Here is a 17,726-nt window from a genome sequence, read left to right on the forward strand (position 1 = left end):
CACCGTTATCCACCACCGGCACACCAGGAGCACCCGGACCCGGAGGCAACACACCACCACCGTTATCCACCACCGGCACACCAGGAGCACCCGGACCCGGAGGCAACACACCACCACCGTTATCCACAATCGGCACACCAGGAGCACCCGGACCCGGAGGCAACACACCACCACCGTTATCCACAATCGGGGCGCCCGGAAGCGGCGGGGCCGGCGGGGTTCCGGCCTCGATGACACCGCCGGTGGGGATGGCCGGGGCGCCGGGAGGAGGAGCGATACCCGCGGAAGCGTCCATCACCGGCAGACCGGGAACACCGCCACCAGCACCGGGAGCTCCGGCACCGCCGCCGACACCGCCGGCATCAGCAATGGGGGCACCAGGTGCACCAACGCCTGCGCCGGCGCCGGCTGCGTCCAACCCGGGCGCTCCGGGGATGCCCGCGGCCGCGGTGTCGATGGCACCGCCCATCGGGATCGCGGGGCCGCCGGGGGCCGGCGGGAGCACACCGGCGGAAGAACTGCCGATGGGAAGGCCGGGACCACCGGGTCCGGGCGGCAGCGCGCCACCAGCCGAATCAATAACGGGGGCACCGGGAGTGCCCGGCCCCGGCGGCAGCACACCGCCACCGTTGTTCACCACCGGCACACCGGGAGTGCCCGGCCCCGGGGGCAACGCACCGCCACCGCTGTTCACCACCGGCGCACCCGGAACACCAGGTATCGGCGGGGTGCCGCCACCGGTCGAGGTCACCGTCGGCACCCCGGGAACCCCCGGGCCACCCGGCGTGACACCGGTCATCGAATTGACACCCGGTCCGCCAGGAGTTCCGGGACCACCCGGGGTCAGCCCGGTCGTCGTGGCGACCTCGGGCACACCCGGGTAGCCCGGCAGGTTCGGAGTCACGGCCGTCCTCGAAGTTCCTCCGGAGCCTCCCGGGAAGCCCGGCAGGTTGGGAGTGATCCCGGTCGTCGAATTGACCAGGCCGCCAGGAGGAGTCCCCGGGGTGGGGAGTCCGGGGATCATCGATGTGATGGTCTCCACCGACCCGGGCGTCCCCGGCGTTCCCGGATTGAAGCCCTGCAGCAGGCTCACGCACGGCACACCTGGAGAAGCCGGCGCCTGGGCAAGCATCATCGTCAACGGGGTGACGAGCTGAACCGCCCACAAGCACCCCGCTGTCGCGGCGGCGCCGATGGCGATGCGATTCGTAGTCTTAGACATGTTCTCCCCGACTCCTAGAAAAGCGGTGTTCGCGGGAGAACGTATCCATGGTTGGAGCCTTTGCCGACGCGACGTTTCACACGTTTATGCAACCGTTGCCAAGAGGTGGCATTCCGGTGACCGAGCACCAGGGTTTTTGAGAGTTTTCCCAGTTGAGCGCAATACCCCTGGGGCCCCTGCGGCGTGTCGCATGTCCCGCGTTCGGGAGATATCGATGCGGTCACGATGGCCGGGCAGGTAAATACACGTTAGCCATTTAGCAACCGGGCGGCTTCCCTGCCAGACGGGCACAGACGACAACAGCGCGGTGTCCGAGGGCTCTCGGACACCGCGCTGGTGGTGGTTGACGGGTGGCGTTACTCCTTCATGTCCAGCACGGGCGTGGGGCGCCGGAAGCCGTGGGTCACCACGGCCAGCCAGAGCAATCCGACCGCCAACCAGATCAGCCCGATGGTCAGTGCAGTGCTGGACAGGCTGGTCCACAGCCAGACCGTGAGCGCAAACCCGATGAACGGCAGCACCAGGTTGTTGAGCACGTTCTTCTCCCTGGCATCGATGAAGTAGTGCTTGATCACCGTCAGGTTCACCGCCGAGAACGCCACCAGTGCTCCGAAGCTGACCACCGACGCCAGGATGGCGAGATCGATGACAACCGCCAGCAACGAAATCACCGAGACCGCCAGGATGGCCCACGTCGGGGTGCTGAACTTGACCGAGACATGTCCGAACACCTTGCGCGGCAGCACGCCGTCGCGTCCCATCGCATAGAGGATGCGCGCCACCGACGCCTGCGAGGTGAGCGCCGATCCGGTGGCGCCTGCGACGTAAGCGGCGGTGAAGAACGCCGACAGGAAGGCGCCGCCGGCGGCCGCCATGACGTCGAGCGATCCCGAGTCGACGTCGGTGAACACGTTGGACGGGAACACCAGCTGCGACACATACGACAGGACGATGAACAGCACGCCGCAGATGACGGTGGCCAGCATGATGGCCTTGGGCACGTCACGTTTGGCGTCCTTGGCTTCCTCGGAAAGCGTTGACACCGCATCGAACCCGAGGAAGGACAGGCACAGAATGGCCGCGCCGGCCAGCACCGGGGCCATGCCGCCGGCGCTGCCGTCTCCGGTGAACGGAGCCATCACGTCGACGGTGCCAAAACCCGAGATGGTCGCGATGGCCATCACGAAGAACACCACGATGAAAATCGCCTGGACCGCGATGATCAGCATGTTGGCCCGGGCCACCGAGACGATGCCGATGATGTTGAGGACGGTCACGATCGCGATTGTCACGACGATGATGACCCAGTTCGGGATCGACGGCACCGCGGCGTTCAAGTACAGGCCGATGACCAGGTAGTTGAGCATCGGCAGGAACAAGTAGTCGAGCAACAGTGACCAGCCGGCGAGGAAGCCGACCGGCGCGCCGAAGGTCTTCTGCGTGTACGCATAGGCCGAACCGGCGACGGGGAACGCCCCCGCCATCCGCGCGTAGGAGCGCGCGGTGAAGATCATCGCCGCCAGCGTCACCACGTACGCCATCGGCACCCGGCCGCCGGATTCCACCGTGACAATGCCGTAGGTGGTGAACACGGTGAGCGGCACCATGTAGACCAGGCCGAAGAGCACCAGCGACGGAACACCCAGTGCCCGACGGAGTTTGCCTTCGTGGCCGTCGGGCACCGGCCGGAAGGCCGCCGGGTCGGCGGACGCGGTAGATGACATGGTGTTCCCCCTTCAGTGAGTTGCTGCGTAGACGATGTTGCTCTGCAAGTAGGTGCGCAGCACACGAATTGCCGGAATCTCCAGCGGTGCGGTGGTGCGCGGATCCCGATCCAGCCAAACCAGATCGGCACTAGCGCCGGGTTCGATGCGGCCCCAGCAGGATTCGGCGTAGGCCTGATAGCTGACGGCGGCTGTACCGGCCTGCAGTGACTGTTCGATCGGCAGGATCTCACCGGCCGTCCAGCCCCCGTCGGGTGTGCCGTCGGTGGTGCGCCGCGAGACCGCGACCGAGATTCCGTCCAGCGGGGCCCCGGAGGACACCGGCCAGTCCGAACCGAAGGCCAGTTGCGCTCCCGAGTCGACCAGGGTGTTCATCTGGTACTGCCGGTCGGCGCGGTCGATACCCAGCCGCGGGATGGTCAGCTCGGTCATCAGTGCGTCCAACTGGGCCCAGAGTGGCTGCATGTTGGGGATCACGCCGAGTGTCGCGAAGCGGCCGATGTCGGCGCCGTCGACCAATTGGGCGTGAGCGATCACCGGGCGCCGGTCGCGGGGACCGTTGCGCTCCACCACGTACTCGATGGCGTCGAGGGCCTGCCGGGCCGCCGCATCACCGATCGCATGGATGTGGATCTGGAAGCCGAGCTCGTCGACGCGTCGCGCCGCTTCGGCCAGGGAGTTGTTCTCCCACACGCTCATCCCGTGGCTGTGCAACCCCGAACAGTACGGCTGCAACAGGGCACCGGTCTCGTTCTCGATCACGCCGTCGGCGAAGAATTTCACCGTCTGACACGTCAGGTACGGAGAGTCGAGTTCCTGCACCCGACGCCGAGATTCGGCAAAAACCTCGATCTGGGCGTCGAAATGACGCGGGTCGGCATACAGGGCCAGGTTGAATCGCATCTTGAGCTCGCCGCGGCGGGCGGCCTCGATGTAGGTGTCGACGTCGGCGGGCTCGACCCAGGCGTCCTGCACCCAGGTCACACCGTGCGACGTGTAGTAGTCGGCCGCGGTACGCAAGGCCGCGACGCGCACGTCCTCGCCATGGGTGGGCGCGACCGCCATCACCAGGTCGACGGCACCCCATTCCCGCAACGTGCCCAGCACGGAACCGTCTGCACGGTGCGGGATCTCGCCCATCACCGGGTCCGGGGTGTCGGCGGTGATGCCGGCCCGCTCCAACGCCACAGAGTTGCACCACACGGTGTGGTAGTCCCAGGCCCGCAACACCACTGGCCGATCCGGCACGGCGGCATCCAGCCAACGGGCATCGAACAGTCCTTCCGGAGCCAGGCTGGAGTCGTACGAGGCGCCGAGAATCCACTCCTGGTCGGGATGGTCGTCAGCGAATTGCTTGACGGTCTGCACTATTTCGTCGACGGTGCTACAAGCCCGCACCAGCGGTCCCGCCGCTTCCAGCCCGCCGTAAAGCGGATGTGCGTGGCCGTCGCCGAACGACGGCATCAGGAAGCCGCCGTCAAGATCAACAACTTCGGCATCAGCTGCAGCGGCCCGCGCCTGCTCGCCGAGGGCCTGCACCACCCCGTCGACGACCAGCAGCGCATCGCTGTCCGTGCCGGCCCCCGTCCAGATCGTGCCCCCGGTGAACAGCGTCGACGTGGTGTGTTGCGTAGGCATCCAGCTCCTAAAACGAATTGAGTTCGTTTTAGTGTGATGGGTGCCATAAGCTTTCGCAACAGGAACTTTCCAAGGGGTGAACATTGGGCCGACCACCAGTTCCACTGCTGTCCACCGACCGCATCGCCGGTGTGGCGTTGGACCTGGTCAACGCCACCGGCGGCTTCACCATCCCGGAACTGGCGCGCCGACTCGGGGTCAGCCCGTCCTCGCTGTACAACCACGTCTCCGGCCGCGACGAAATCGTCGAGTTGCTGCGTGAACGCGCCATGTCCGATGTCGAACTGCCCGACGACGATCCCGACCGCGACTGGACGGAGACCGTCGCCGAAATCATGCGGTCTTACCGGCGCAGCTTCGCCCGCTATCCCCGCCTGATCCCGCTGCTGGCGATCCACGCGGTGAACAGCACCCACGCGTTTGTCATGTACAACGCACTGGCCGCCACGGCCCAAAAAGCCGGGTTCAACTCCGCCGACACCCTGCGCATCATCACCCTGGCCGACAACTACGTGCTGGGTTCCGCACTGGACCTGGCCGCCCCCGACCAGCCCTGGACCGCCGGCGCCGACGTGGGACCCGAGCTGGCAGACGCCCTGGCCACCGGCGCCCCCAAACCGACCCGGGCCGACGACGCCTTCGAATGGGGATTGGTCGCGCTGTTGCGCGGGTTGGCGACGATGCTCGAGTGAGGCGTGGGCCGCTGCCCTCGAGGATGAATGACAAAGGAAGGCATGTGCATACGGGCGCAAGCGTGCGAACGTATGGCGGGTTCGAACTTCACTTCCCTGTTTCTCCGCATCCGGCGGCGAGCTTCGCCACCGGCTGCGCTTGAGGTTGTGCGGACCTGCAGAAGTCCTGCGCGGCAAGTCGATACCGCCCGAAGGGTTGATCGCCAGAACCAGGCGTAGGCGGCGCATCTCCCGCACCGCACAAAACACATTGCACACCTGCGTGATTCGGAACGATTTCAGCTTCCTTCGACGGACGACCGCTCTCGTGGCGCGAACTCGGCGATCCACATTTGAAATGGCCTCCAACTGAGATATCAGACCCAACGCTCGGCGATTGAGGCGTTAGAGCCTGCATATTTCAAGCCGGGACGAGCAAGGACTTCCAGATACGAAACGTTACAATGCGACGCTTATCTGTCACTCGGCCAACATCGCGATTCTGGGATGATCACGACACCATTCAAGTAGCATGACTGCGGTTTCAGTGGGGGAATCATGACACTTGGTCCGGAGGCGGATCTCCTGTCGTCATGCAAAAGTCGGCGGGAACGAACAGAGAAAGGGTCGAATGGCCAGCGAATCGGATGAAGCCCCTCCCGGTTGGTATCCAACGCCGCAGGGCGGTCAGAGGTACTGGGACGGACAACGTTGGCTGGCGCTTCCAGAACCTGACGACGCCAACCCTTTTCCGGCCGACGCCGCAGGCGTGACGGAGAAGCAGCCGACGGGCAAGAAGAAGGCTGTCCTCGCCGGCATTGCAGCGCTGATCGTCCTTGTCACAGCCGGCATCGGGGCTCTGCTCTGGAACAAAAACCACGACACACAGATGCGAAACAACGCCATCGCGGCGTCGTCGTCCAAGGCCGCTGCTGACGCTGCGGCAACGGCAGCAGAGAAGGTTCGACGCGATACTGAGGCCAAACGATCTCAACGTGCCTCAGCTATCGGGGATCTCGAGGAATCCATAACGACCATGGCGCGGGACCACATCATGAAGGGGCTGTTTGATGGCCCAGTGTTGTCCGTGTCCTGCGATCCAGTTGGTGGTGGATCGACCGATGACCTGACCGCCAAGACCACGATCTTCGAATGCTTCACTGCAACCAAGGACAACGGGGACGGGACGCTGAGCGGCCGCAAGTACCACGCCACGATGAATTGGGACAGCGGAAATTACACCTACGGTCTCGGCGCTCCGTGACCTCGACCTAGATGACGCGCTGGTCGGCGTTTGCATCGTCGAGCGCGCCCGAACCGACCACTGGCTCGAAGGGTGCAGCGGTAGCGCTCAGTAGCGATCGAGCTCGATCAACCGCTGGTCGCTGATCCCGAAGTGATGCGCGATCTCGTGGAGCACGACATGCTTGATCTCGTGACGCAGTCGATCCGTGTCGCCGGCGGCGAGTCGTGCGAGCGGCCCGGCGAAGATGCTGATTCGGTCTGGAAGTACGCCGCTGTACCTGCTGGTCCGTTGGGGTAGCGGGACGCCGTGGTACAGGCCGAGCAGCGGTTGTCCGCCGGGCGGCTCGTCCTCGACGATGATCTGAACGTTGCTCATCGCGACGCGGAGCTTGGGCGGCAGGGAGTCCAGCGCCGCGCTGATCGCGTCGTCGAACGGATCACCGGCCTCCGGCGTCGGATGCGCGTCCATTTCTGCCATGATGCCAGCCCGAGCTGATCAGGCTGGTCAGATTATTCACCCACGCAGTGTCCAGCGGGGCGTCGTGCCGGACGATGATGCGGAAAATGGCGCTGCCGACAACAACTTCGGTGAGCAGGGCAGGTCGCTGTCCTGGGCAGGAACGTCGTCGGGCTGGTCGAATCTGGTCCGGAGGGTCGTCAGACTGCCGGCGAAGCGGGAGATCAGTGCGCTGTGCACATCCTGGTCGGCGACGGTATCGGCGATCAACGCCGGCAGGGCGGCCCGGACCTCAGGGGACTGCCGCAGGTGGTCGGTGACACCGACATCGCCGACCTCGTTCAGCGTGCGCTCGGTCGCCGAGATGCGCTGGAGTTTGAACAGTCTCTGGAGGTCGACGACGTGTCCGTCGGGCAACACGCACCTATCCTCGCTCGGGTACCGACGCGGTCACCGACGGTCCGATCATCGGCCGGCCAGGCAGGTAGGGGGTCGCTCGCAATGTCGATCTCGTGACTGTCGATATTCATGTCTGCCATATTCGCGTCCGGTGCCGACAGCACAGCAAACGGTTTTCGACGGCACTACACACCCGTTCAGCGCCGACATTCAACCGCGACCTAAGAGTTTGCCCAGCTAGATACGGCATCTAGCTGGGCAACCGTGCGAGCGGATGACGGGATTCGAACCCGTGTAAACGGCTTTGCAGGCCGGTGCCTAGCCACTCAGCCACACCCGCACTGACGACCACAGTGCCAATTCCGGCGGCCTGCCACCACGGTTTGAATCAGTCTGATTGCAGGGTGCTTCGATCGGCTGATAGCTCAGTTCGGCGGGGTGAGCGCAGCAACGTCGGCGCCACGATGCCGTGCCACAGCGCTGGCCCGGAACGACGCGATGGTCCCGACAACGGCCAGCACCGCAAAGACCCCGAACAACCAGCGCGCCGCCGTGGCATCACCGCGGTCGGTAGAGTTCACCACCACCCCGGCCAGGCCCGCCCCGAAAGCACCACACATCAGCTGCACGGTGTTGATGGCCGCGGCCGCCGCGCCCCCTTCTTCCGGATCATCCACGCTGGCCATCGCCCACGCCGACAAATGCGGCCACGCGATACCCACCCCGGTGCCGGTCACCAGCAGCGCCAGCACCCACGCCCCCATCACCAACACCGAGGCGTCCTCGAACTGCGTCACGGCCGCCAGGACCAACCCGAGGGCCATCACCAACGGCGCGACCGCAACAACACGCCCGGTCATCGACACCGACCGCAACGAGGCGCTGCCGATCTCGCCGACCGTCCACCCCACCGCCAGCGCCACCCCGAGGAACCCGGCAACCACCGGCGCCAGATGCCCCAGCCGCTGACCGAACAACGGCACATACATGTCCACCATCGTCGCGGCCATCAGCAGACCGAGAGTCAGGTACATCCACTTGAGCGGGCCGGGCCGAAACGTGCTGGGCGGCAACACCGCAACCGATACCCGACGGTCGACCACCAGGAACGCCAGGACCAACAGCACACCGAGGACCAACAGCACACCCGTGAGCACCGGGCTGCCCAACACCCCGGCAATACTGACCGACAGTGCCGCCGCCCCCAACAACAGCAATGACCAGATCGGGATGCGGAACGGCGCCACCTCGGAGTCCAGCTGCTGCCGCGGGGACAGCGTGAACGGCACCAGGATCGCCATCGCCGCGGTGGCGATGGCCAGCACCCCGAAAGCCCAACGCCAAAGCCCGAATTGGGCGAACAACCCGCCGGTGGCGGGCCCGAGCAGCGTACCCACTCCCCACATGGCCGACACCAGCGCCGACGCTTTGGTCCACAGTTCTTGCGGCAGGGCGGCGTTGATCACCGCGTAACCCAGACCGGCGAGCACTCCGCCGCCCAACCCCTGGATGACGCGCCCAACCAGCAACAGCTCCATCGTCGGGGCCAAAGCGCACAGCATCGTGCCGGCGCCGAACACCGCCAGCGCTCCCAGATACGACCAGCGCGGACCCAACCGCGTGACGATCGGGTACACGGTGGTGGCCGCCACCACCGAGGCCACCAGGTAGACGGCCATCACCCAGGCGTAGAAGCGTTGCCCGCCGATATCGGCGACCGCGCTGGGCAGCAGGCTGATCGTGATGAACTCGTTGGTCGCGTACAACGCCACACCGCCGGCGAGCACCGTGGATGTCCGCAGATACGCCGGCCCGAGCAGAGTCCGCCACGTTCCGGTGTCAGCTGGTGATTTCACGGGCTCACCGTACGAGCTCAACCGCGGTTGAGATCAAGTTACGGGCACCCGGACTCATTTCAGTCCGGCGGCGTCCATCCCGCGCAGTTCCTTCTTCAGGTCGGCGATCTCGTCGCGGATCCGGCCGGCCAGCTCGAACTGCAGATCACGGGCCGCGGACATCATCTGATCGGTCATGTCTTTGATCAGGTCGGCGAGCTCAGCTCGCGGCATGTTCTTGGTGTCGCGTCCCTCGAACACCCCGGCGCTCACCGCCCGCCCCGGTTCGCCCTGAGCACGACGGCCGCGCGACGAATTACGGCCGGAGCCACCGACTTCGACAGTCTCGCTGTCGTCGGCCTCCCGGTACACCTGGTCGAGGATGTCGGCGATCTTCTTGCGCAGCGGCTGCGGGTCGATCCCGTGTTCGGTGTTGTACGCGATCTGCTTGGCCCGGCGACGCTCCGTCTCATCGATGGCCTGCTTCATCGAATCGGTGATCTTGTCGGCGTACATGTGCACTTCACCGGAGACGTTGCGTGCCGCACGACCGATGGTCTGGATCAGGCTGCGTGGTGAGCGCAGGAACCCTTCCTTGTCGGCGTCCAGGATCGCCACCAACGACACTTCCGGGAGATCCAGACCCTCCCGCAGCAAGTTGATCCCGATCAGCACGTCGTACTCCCCCAGCCGCAGCTGGCGCAACAGCTCCACCCGCCGCAACGTGTCGACCTCCGAGTGCAGGTAGCGCACCCGGATACCCATCTCCAGCAGGTAATCGGTGAGGTCCTCGGCCATCTTCTTGGTCAGAGTGGTCACCAAGACCCGCTCATCACGCTCGGCGCGAGCCCGGATCTCCCCGATCAGGTCGTCGATCTGCCCCTTGGTCGGTTTCACGATGACCTGCGGATCCACCAACCCGGTCGGCCGGATGACCTGCTCGACGAACTCACCACCGGCCTGACTGATCTCATAGGAACCCGGCGTCGCCGACAGGTACACCGTCTGCCCGACCCGGTCGGCGAACTCCTCCCAGGTCAGCGGCCGGTTGTCCACCGCGGACGGCAGCCGGAACCCGAAGTCCACCAGGTTGCGCTTGCGCGACATGTCGCCCTCGTACATGCCGCCGATCTGCGGCACGGTGACATGCGACTCGTCGATCACCATCAGGAAGTCTTCGGGGAAATAGTCGAGCAGGGTAGCCGGCGCGGTCCCCGGCCCACGGCCGTCGATATGCCGCGAATAGTTCTCGATACCCGAGCAGAAACCGACCTGACGCATCATTTCGATGTCGTAGTTGGTGCGCATCCGCAGCCGCTGCGCCTCCAGCAGCTTGCCCTGCCCCTCCAACTCGGCCAACCGATCCTCCAGTTCCTTCTCGATGCTGGAGATCGCGATGGCCATCCGTTCCGGACCGGCCACGTAGTGCGTGGCGGGAAAGACGCGCAGCGAGTCGACCTGGCGGACGACATCACCGGTCAACGGGTGCATGTAGTAGAGCGCTTCGATCTCATCCCCGAAGTACTCGATGCGCACCGCGAGCTCCTCATACGACGGGATGATCTCCACCGTGTCACCACGCACCCGGAAGGTGCCGCGGGTGAACGACACGTCGTTGCGGGTGTACTGCACATCGACCAGCAGGCGCAGCAGCCCGTCCCGGGGCACCTCGTCGCCCACCTTCAGCTCCACCGAACGATCCAGATAGGACTGCGGCGTTCCCAGACCGTAAATGCAGGACACCGACGCCACCACCACAACATCGCGCCGGGACAGCAGATTCGAGGTCGCCGAGTGCCGCAGCCGCTCAACATCGTCGTTGATCGAGCTGTCCTTCTCGATGTATGTGTCGGTCTGCGCGATGTAGGCCTCGGGTTGGTAGTAGTCGTAGTACGAGACGAAGTACTCGACGGCGTTGTTGGGCAGCATCTCGCGCAGCTCGTTGGCCAACTGCGCGGCCAGAGTCTTGTTGGGCGCCATCACCAGGGTGGGCCGCTGCAGCCGCTCGATGAGCCAGGCGGTGGTCGCGGACTTACCGGTGCCGGTGGCCCCGAGCAGCACGACGTCGCGCTCACCGGCTCGGATGCGGCGTTCCAGATCCTCGATGGCCGCCGGCTGGTCACCAGCGGGCTGATACTCGCTGACCACCTGGAACTCACCGCCCACCCGCACGGCGTCTTCGACAGCGCGGTACTCCGAATGCGCGACGACGGGGTGCTCGGTTGCGAAAGCCATGTTCACCAGGTTAGAACTCATCACCGACAGGTGACATTCCCGGCAGCCCACCAGCGGGAACCGCCCAGTAAACTGGCGTTATCCACCCGCCAAAACATGAAACATTCGATCTGGCCGCCCACACCAACACCGATCCCAAAGGATTCGTCCGGGCGGTCGACGTCTACACCCGCCGGCCCTGGGGTCTCTACATGGCCCGGCCGACGCCGGGGCGCGCCCAGTTCCATTACCTCGAGTCCTGGCTACTGCCTGACCTCGGCATTCGGGTGAACATCTTCCACTGGAACCCCGGCCACGAACGGGACCAGGATTTTTATGTCGACATCGGGGAGATCTCCGGCGACGGCGACGTCTGGCACACGGTCGACCACTACCTCGACCTGGTGGTGCACACCGGGCAGCGCACCGAACTCATCGACGTCGACGAACTCTTTGCGGCCCACAAAGCGGGCCTCATCACCGACATCACCGCCGAACGTGCGGTCAACATCGCGGTTGCGACCGTGGCCGGGCTGGCCGAGCATGGCCACGACCTGCACGCTTGGCTAACAAGTAACGGAATTGACCTCCTCTGGCGATAGGAGCGTAATGTCAGCGAATATGAAGTACCCGGTACACATGGCTACCGCCGCCGTGTTGCTCACTGGTGCGTGCATTCAGCTAACCCCCGGAATCGCTTCTGCGGACCCGACACCGGAATCCCAGGCGACCGAGCCTGCGCCGGAGGTATTGCACAACGTCACCTACCGGGCACGCATCGACGGCGTCTCCCGCGGCGCCACCATCACCTATTCCGCCGAGGGCGGACAAACCCTGATGGCAGAGCCCACGATGGTGCCCGGCCGCGTGTTCGAAGCGCAGACCGTGCTCCCGGCATCCGCCGTGGCGACCATGCGGCTCTCGATCGATTGGCCGTACTCGGCCAACCTGCACTGCGAGGTGCTCATCGATGATGCCCTGGCATCCCAGGCCGACGACTTCGTCGCCCCGCGCGTCCTGCCGCAACGTAACGACCCCGATTTCGGGTCGCTGACCTGTGAGGCACCGTTGACCGGCGTACCCGAAACCGTGCCGACACCCGATGAGCCGCCGCTGTCACCGGCCGAGGACCACCCGCCGGCAGCCTGATCGTCCTCACAACTGCGTCATCAGCAGGAACGTCAGGTAAGCCAGGTAGGCAGCGACCATGCTCGCCCCCTCGGCGCGGGTCACCCGGCGTCCCGTGACAAAGACCGGGATGCAGAGCAGCACCACGACCACCATGACCGGGATGTCGATCCGCACCAGATCCGGCCCCAGGTGCAACCCCCCGGCGGGCACCAACACGGTGACCCCCAGAATCAGCACGATGTTGTAGATGCTGCTCCCCAACAGGTTTCCCAACGCGATGTCGCGCTGACCGCGAAGAGTCGCCACCACGGTGGTCACCAATTCGGGTGCCGAGGTACCGATGGCCACAACCGTCAACCCGATGAAAGCATCCGACACCCCGAACTCGCCCGCGATGCCCACCGCACCGTCCACCAGCCAGTCGGCGCCGATCACGACGATCGCGATACCGACGAGCAGCAGTCCGGTGTTCCAGGCCAGCTTCGCCCGCCGAGATCGCAGCCGGGCCGGCGCAGGGACGTCTTCGGAGAATTCAGCGACGAACTCGTCGCGCAGCTGCCGGCTCTCGCGCCGCCCCGTGTAGATCAACGCAGCCGAGTACATCACCGCCGCGCTCACCAGCACCACGCCGTCGATCCGCGACAGCACCCCGTCGGCCGCCAGCACCCACAGCAGAATCGCCGCGGCGGTCATCGCCGGTAGGTCAAAACGCAGGGTGCGCCCCGGAATCGACAGCGGCTTGATCGCCGCGCTGAGCCCCAGGATGAACAGCAGATTGAAGGTGTTGGTACCGGCGATGTTTCCGACGGCGAGTGTCCCACTGCCCTCGGCGGCCGCGAGGACGCCGACGGCAAGCTCGGGCATGCTGGTACCGATCGACACCACGGTGAGGCCGACGATGATCGGCGAGATCCCCAGGGACCCCGCGACCCGAGAGCCGCCACGCACCAACATCTCTGCGCCGATGATCAGGCCGACCAGGCCGGCAACGAACCAGGACAGATGACCGGCCACGTGTCAGGGGCGCCAGCCGGTGGTGTCGGCCCACTCCCATGCGCGTCGATACCCATCCAGGAACCAAGGCTCTTTGGCCTCGGCGTAGGCACCGGTGGTCCGGTGTCCGGCATCGGCGACCCGGCGTTTGAGGGCCAGATAGTCCGCGCGCACCGCCGGGTTGGCCGTCACCCAATCGGCGAACAGCAGCGCAAACTGCTGATTGGGCCAGCCGTCGACCCGGATGTGCACACTCGTCGGCCGTCCGGGATCCGCTGACGCGTGAATTCGTTTGTGCCACAAGTTTTCGTCGGTGACGTGATCGAAACGCGCCACCGTGCTGCGCGCATCGGGTTTGGCCACGTCACCGGTGATGTGCTCGATCCGGGGGTAACCGGCCGCCAGCAACACCTCGCTGAGCTCGTCTGCGGTGGCCAACGAATCCACCGTGATCTGGATATCGATCACGTCCTTGGCGTCCAGCCCGGCAACGGCGGTGGATCCGATGTGGTCGATGCGGGTGGCCCGGTGCCCGCAGGCGGTGTTCAGTCGGGCCATTGCGCGCTTGGCCTGCTCCGGCCACGTCGGGTCGGACGGCACCAGTACCGGAGTCGTGTGAGCCGTCGTCCGCCGCTCGAGGTTGTGCGAAAACGGCAGGATCCGCTGATGCCACAGGTCCCGTGCCTGCTCGACGAGCGCACCGGCGCTACCCGAATTGTCCAGCCACACATCGGCGACCGCACGACGCTGTTCCTCGGTGGCCTGCGCGGCGATCCGGGCGCGGGCGTCCGACTCACTGAAGCCGCGGTGCTCGATGAGACGTTGCACCCGCAGCACCGCATCCGCGTGGACGACGATCACCAACGCGAACATCGGCGCCATCTGGGATTCCACCAGCAGTGGGATGTCTTCGACGATCACTGCATCGTCGGCGGCCGCTGCGATGAGTTCCGAGCGGCGGTGCGCCACCAGCGGATGCACGATCCCATTGAGGGTCTGACGCTTGGCCTCGTCGCTGAACGCCACCGCCGCCAGCGCGGGCCGGTTGAGCGCACCGTCGGACTGCAAGATGTCCTCGCCGAACGCCTCGACCAGCCGGGCCAGCCCCTGGGTACCGGGCTCGACCACCTCGCGGGCGATGACGTCGCCGTCCACGACGATGGCGCCGCATTCACTGAAAGTGGCCGAGACCGTGGACTTCCCGGCGCCGATTCCGCCCGTCAAACCGATTCGCAGCAATGTTCTGCCCTCACATGGACGAAGGGGTGAAAAAAGAACCGCGCAGCACGTCCTTGTGGGACGCGCTGCGCGGCTTCACTCGGCGAATGAGTGTCTTTGTGCGAGCTGCCGGACTACGCGTTTCCGGCGAGCTTCTCGCGCAATGCGGCGAGCTGTGCATCGCTGGCCAGTGAGCCTCCACCGGAGGACTCACCCGAGCTCGACGACGAGCCGTTGGCCGTCGCGGGCCGGCTGGCGGCCTCGGCCTCGGCAGCGGCGAACTTCTCCATCTGCGCAGTGTGCATCTTGTGGCGACGCTCGGCCTCGGCGTACCGGGCCTCCCACTCGTTGCGTTGCTTGTCGAAGCCTTCGAGCCACTCGTTGGTGTCGGCGTCGAAGCCCTCGGGGAAGATGTAGTTGCCCTGCTCGTCGTAGCTGTCGGCCATGCCGTACTTCGACGGATCGAACTCGTCGGTGTAGTCCTCGTTGGCCTGCTTGAGGCTCAGCGAGATCCGGCGACGCTCGAGGTCGATGTCGATGACCTTGACCATGGCGTCATCGCCGACGGCGACAACCTGATCCGGCACCTCGACGTGACGCTCAGCCAACTCGGAGATGTGCACCAGACCCTCGATGCCCTCTTCGACACGGACGAACGCACCGAACGGCACCAGCTTGGTGACCTTGCCCGGGACGATCTGGCCGATGGCGTGGGTCCGGGCGAAGTGGCGCCACGGATCTTCCTGAGTCGCCTTGAGCGACAACGAAACCCGCTCGCGATCCATGTCGACGTCGAGCACCTCGACGGTGACCTCGTCGCCCACCTGGACAACCTCGGACGGGTGGTCGATGTGCTTCCAGGACAGCTCGGAGACGTGCACCAGGCCGTCGACGCCGCCGAGATCGACGAACGCGCCGAAGTTGACGATCGAGGAGACGACACCCTTGCGGACGGCGCCCTTCTGCAGCTGGTTGAGGAACTCGCTGCGGACCTCGGACTGGGTCTGCTCGAGCCAGGCGCGCCGGCTCAGAACCACGTTGTTGCGGTTCTTGTCCAGCTCGATGATCTTGGCCTCGATCTCCTTGCCGATGTACGGCTGGAGGTCGCGGACACGACGCATCTCGACCAGCGACGCGGGCAGGAAGCCACGCAGACCGATGTCCAGGATCAGGCCGCCCTTGACGACCTCGATGACGGTGCCCTTGACGGCCTCGTCCTTCTCCTTGAGCTCCTCGATGGTGCCCCAGGCGCGCTCGTACTGAGCCCGCTTCTTGGAGAGGATCAGACGGCCTTCTTTGTCCTCCTTGGTGAGGACAAGCGCTTCCACCTCGTCGCCGACGGACACAACCTCGTTGGGGTCGACGTCGTGCTTGATGGACAGTTCGCGCGAAGGAATGACACCTTCGGTCTTGTAGCCGATGTCGAGCAAGACTTCGTCACGATCGACCTTGACGATGGTCCCTTCAACGATGTCACCATCGTTGAAGTATTTGATGGTCTTGTCGATTGCGGCGAGAAAATCCTCAGCCGAGCCGATATCGTTGACGGCTACTTGCGGCGAGGTGGCGACGGGACTTGGCATATTGTTGGGTTGCTCCGGACAGCTTAAGTCGTAGGGACAGTTCTGTTGTTGGTCCAGCTCAGTCTAGAAAGGCGCACTCTGCGCTGATCCTGCAGACGAGTACTCGTCGAGACTACTAGACAGGGCACACGCTGGACAAACCCGGGCCCGATCCGCAGCTAATCTCCAGACGTGCGCAACATCAGCAACCCGGCCGTGGTCCCGCCGTTTCTCCCGCCGTTCCCCCGCCGCATCCGCAAGGTCGGTGCGCCGATCTGGGTGCTCATCGCGCTGTGGACGATCGCCGGGCTGCTCGTGATCCTGCTCACCGCGGTGAATCCGGTCGGGACGGCCATCGGCTTCGTGCTGTCCAGCGTGGCCATCGCCGTTGTTGTACTGGCCTATCTGTGGCTGGATCGGTTCGAGCCGGAGCCGGCCCGGCTGCTGATCCTGGCCTTCGCGTGGGGCGCATCGGTGGCGATCGTGGTCTCGCTGATCCTGGAGATGCTGTTCGGCACACTGCTGGGCGCCTCCGAGGAGACCGACTGGCGGACCATGGCCGTCGCCGCGCCGGTCATCGAAGAGGCCGCCAAGGGCGCCTTCCTGCTGATCATGATGACGGGGCGGCGGCGCCGCGAGCTCAACTCACTGGTCGACTGCCTGGTCTACGCCGGCCTGGTCGCGGCGGGTTTCGCCTGGCTGGAGGACATCTTCTACATCGCCAGTGGCGAATCCCTGGGCGGCTCCCTGGTCACGGCGGCGCTGCGGCTGGTGATGGCCCCGTTTGCCCATCCGCTGTTCACCACCTCGATCGGGATCGGTGTGTACTTCGCGCTGCAGCAGCGCAACGTGTTCGCCAAGATCGGGTACCTGGTGCTCGGTTACCTGGGCGCGGTGCTCCTGCACGGGCTGTGGAACGGCTCCGCGGTGCTGGGCTTCGGTTGGTACCTCGCGGTGTACGTGCTGTGGATGGTCCCGATGTTCGGCCTGGCCATTTGGCTCAGCGTCACCGCCCGGCGCCGCGAGCAGACCCTGGTGGCCGCGAAGCTGCCCGGGATGGTGAGCGCCGGTCTGGTCACCCCCAACGAAGCGAGCTGGTTGGGCTCGCTGCGCAACCGGAAGCTGGCAGTCAACACCGTGACCCGGATCGACGGGAAAGCCGCAGGCAAGGCGGTGCGCAATTTCGCCACACAGGTGGTCGAGTTGGCCTTCGTGAAAGACCGCGTGGATCGTGGTTTTGCCGACCCGCGGGTGCTGGCCATGTTCGACGAGGAGACGCAGTGGCTGCGCACCGCCAGGGCCGCCACCCCGGCGCTGCAGACGCTGGCCGCGTATCGGATCCCCGAGCCCCTGCCGCGCCGGTAGCCGGGCCCTCTCTCCCCGGCTCTCCCCCTCGCTCCGCTGGGGGGGACCCCCA

General features: G+C 65.5%; 14 protein-coding genes, 1 tRNA gene and 1 pseudogene. 5 read left to right on the forward strand and 11 right to left on the reverse strand.

What is annotated here, in order from left to right; all coding sequences use genetic code 11:
* From WBB07_RS19610 to WBB07_RS19620, 3 genes and pseudogenes are all read right to left on the reverse strand, one after another.
* A pseudogene (locus tag WBB07_RS19610) lies at positions 1-1,222 on the reverse strand (hypothetical protein); the annotation flags it as partial.
* Positions 1,223-1,578: 356 nt separating this feature from the next.
* The gene (locus WBB07_RS19615) at positions 1,579-2,946 is read right to left on the reverse strand and encodes an amino acid permease (RefSeq protein ID WP_526310064.1); all 1,368 of its coding nucleotides are present in this window, start codon (positions 2,944-2,946) and stop codon (positions 1,579-1,581) included.
* 12 nt (positions 2,947-2,958) lie between these two features.
* The gene (locus WBB07_RS19620; RefSeq protein ID WP_526310065.1) at positions 2,959-4,584 is read right to left on the reverse strand and encodes an amidohydrolase; all 1,626 of its coding nucleotides are present in this window, start codon (positions 4,582-4,584) and stop codon (positions 2,959-2,961) included.
* 83 nt (positions 4,585-4,667) lie between these two features.
* On the opposite strand from WBB07_RS19620, the gene WBB07_RS19625 reads away from it, so the two are divergent.
* Together WBB07_RS19625 and WBB07_RS19630 are read left to right on the forward strand one after the other, a co-directional pair.
* Complete coding sequence (locus WBB07_RS19625) at positions 4,668-5,276, forward strand: TetR/AcrR family transcriptional regulator (RefSeq protein WP_526310066.1); 609 nt, start codon at positions 4,668-4,670, stop codon at positions 5,274-5,276.
* A gap of 610 nt (positions 5,277-5,886) precedes the next feature.
* On the forward strand, positions 5,887-6,519 hold the full coding sequence (locus WBB07_RS19630) for a DUF2510 domain-containing protein (RefSeq protein ID WP_526310067.1): 633 nt from the start codon (positions 5,887-5,889) through the stop codon (positions 6,517-6,519).
* A gap of 87 nt (positions 6,520-6,606) precedes the next feature.
* On the opposite strand, the gene WBB07_RS19635 is transcribed toward WBB07_RS19630, so the two are convergent.
* The 5 genes from WBB07_RS19635 to uvrB all read right to left on the reverse strand — a co-directional run bounded on the left by WBB07_RS19635 (position 6,607) and on the right by uvrB (position 11,426).
* Positions 6,607-6,969: a metallopeptidase family protein gene (locus WBB07_RS19635; protein ID WP_526310068.1), complete on the reverse strand. Its 363-nt coding sequence runs from the start codon at positions 6,967-6,969 to the stop codon at positions 6,607-6,609.
* A gap of 45 nt (positions 6,970-7,014) precedes the next feature.
* Entirely contained in the window at positions 7,015-7,377 is a 363-nt protein-coding gene (locus tag WBB07_RS19640) for a hypothetical protein (RefSeq protein ID WP_526310069.1), read from the reverse strand.
* A 248-nt stretch (positions 7,378-7,625) separates the two neighbouring features.
* Positions 7,626-7,696 (reverse strand) — tRNA-Cys (locus WBB07_RS19645).
* Between the two features lie 85 nt (positions 7,697-7,781).
* Complete coding sequence (locus tag WBB07_RS19650) at positions 7,782-9,212, reverse strand: MFS transporter (RefSeq protein ID WP_526310070.1); 1,431 nt, start codon at positions 9,210-9,212, stop codon at positions 7,782-7,784.
* A 54-nt stretch (positions 9,213-9,266) separates the two neighbouring features.
* Entirely contained in the window at positions 9,267-11,426 is a 2,160-nt protein-coding gene (gene uvrB / locus WBB07_RS19655; protein WP_526310071.1) for an excinuclease ABC subunit UvrB, read from the reverse strand.
* An 80-nt stretch (positions 11,427-11,506) separates the two neighbouring features.
* On the opposite strand from uvrB, the gene WBB07_RS19660 reads away from it, so the two are divergent.
* Together WBB07_RS19660 and WBB07_RS19665 are read left to right on the forward strand one after the other, a co-directional pair.
* A complete protein-coding gene (locus WBB07_RS19660) occupies positions 11,507-12,007 on the forward strand; it encodes a ribonuclease FAU-1 family protein (protein ID WP_526310103.1) in 501 nt (166 codons plus the stop codon).
* Positions 12,008-12,044: 37 nt separating this feature from the next.
* On the forward strand, positions 12,045-12,554 hold the full coding sequence (locus WBB07_RS19665) for a hypothetical protein (RefSeq protein WP_526310072.1): 510 nt from the start codon (positions 12,045-12,047) through the stop codon (positions 12,552-12,554).
* A gap of 6 nt (positions 12,555-12,560) precedes the next feature.
* Here WBB07_RS19665 and WBB07_RS19670 read toward each other — a convergent pair whose 3' ends face one another.
* The 3 genes from WBB07_RS19670 to rpsA form a co-directional block, all read right to left on the reverse strand.
* Positions 12,561-13,550 (reverse strand): calcium/sodium antiporter, encoded by a 990-nt coding sequence (locus tag WBB07_RS19670; RefSeq protein ID WP_526310073.1) that lies wholly within the window; start codon positions 13,548-13,550, stop codon positions 12,561-12,563.
* A 3-nt stretch (positions 13,551-13,553) separates the two neighbouring features.
* Positions 13,554-14,768, reverse strand: a complete 1,215-nt coding sequence (gene coaE, locus WBB07_RS19675; protein ID WP_526310074.1) for a dephospho-CoA kinase — start codon at positions 14,766-14,768, stop codon at positions 13,554-13,556.
* A 113-nt stretch (positions 14,769-14,881) separates the two neighbouring features.
* Positions 14,882-16,330 carry a 30S ribosomal protein S1 gene (gene rpsA, locus WBB07_RS19680; protein ID WP_526310075.1) on the reverse strand — a complete coding sequence of 483 codons (1,449 nt, stop codon included), beginning with the start codon at positions 16,328-16,330 and terminating at the stop codon, positions 14,882-14,884.
* A 180-nt stretch (positions 16,331-16,510) separates the two neighbouring features.
* Between rpsA and WBB07_RS19685 the strand changes: the two genes are divergently transcribed.
* Entirely contained in the window at positions 16,511-17,674 is a 1,164-nt protein-coding gene (locus tag WBB07_RS19685; protein WP_526310104.1) for a PrsW family intramembrane metalloprotease, read from the forward strand.
* Positions 17,675-17,726 lie beyond the last annotated feature (52 nt).

Source organism: Mycobacterium sp. (genome assembly GCF_049647605.1).
Classification (GTDB): Bacteria; Actinomycetota; Actinomycetes; order Mycobacteriales; family Mycobacteriaceae; genus Mycobacterium.

Bases quoted from the DNA above. Each gene is read 5' to 3' on its own strand.
- WBB07_RS19615 (WP_526310064.1), bottom strand. From the start codon at position 2,946: ATGTCATCTACCGCGTCCGCCGACCCGGCGGCCTTCCGGCCGGTGCCC.
- WBB07_RS19620 (WP_526310065.1), bottom strand. From the start codon at position 4,584: ATGCCTACGCAACACACCACGTCGACGCTGTTCACCGGGGGCACGATC.
- WBB07_RS19630 (WP_526310067.1), top strand. From the start codon at position 5,887: ATGGCCAGCGAATCGGATGAAGCCCCTCCCGGTTGGTATCCAACGCCG.
- WBB07_RS19635 (WP_526310068.1), bottom strand. From the start codon at position 6,969: ATGGACGCGCATCCGACGCCGGAGGCCGGTGATCCGTTCGACGACGCG.
- uvrB (WP_526310071.1), bottom strand. From the start codon at position 11,426: ATGGCTTTCGCAACCGAGCACCCCGTCGTCGCGCATTCGGAGTACCGC.
- WBB07_RS19665 (WP_526310072.1), top strand. From the start codon at position 12,045: ATGGCTACCGCCGCCGTGTTGCTCACTGGTGCGTGCATTCAGCTAACC.
- rpsA (WP_526310075.1), bottom strand. From the start codon at position 16,330: ATGCCAAGTCCCGTCGCCACCTCGCCGCAAGTAGCCGTCAACGATATC.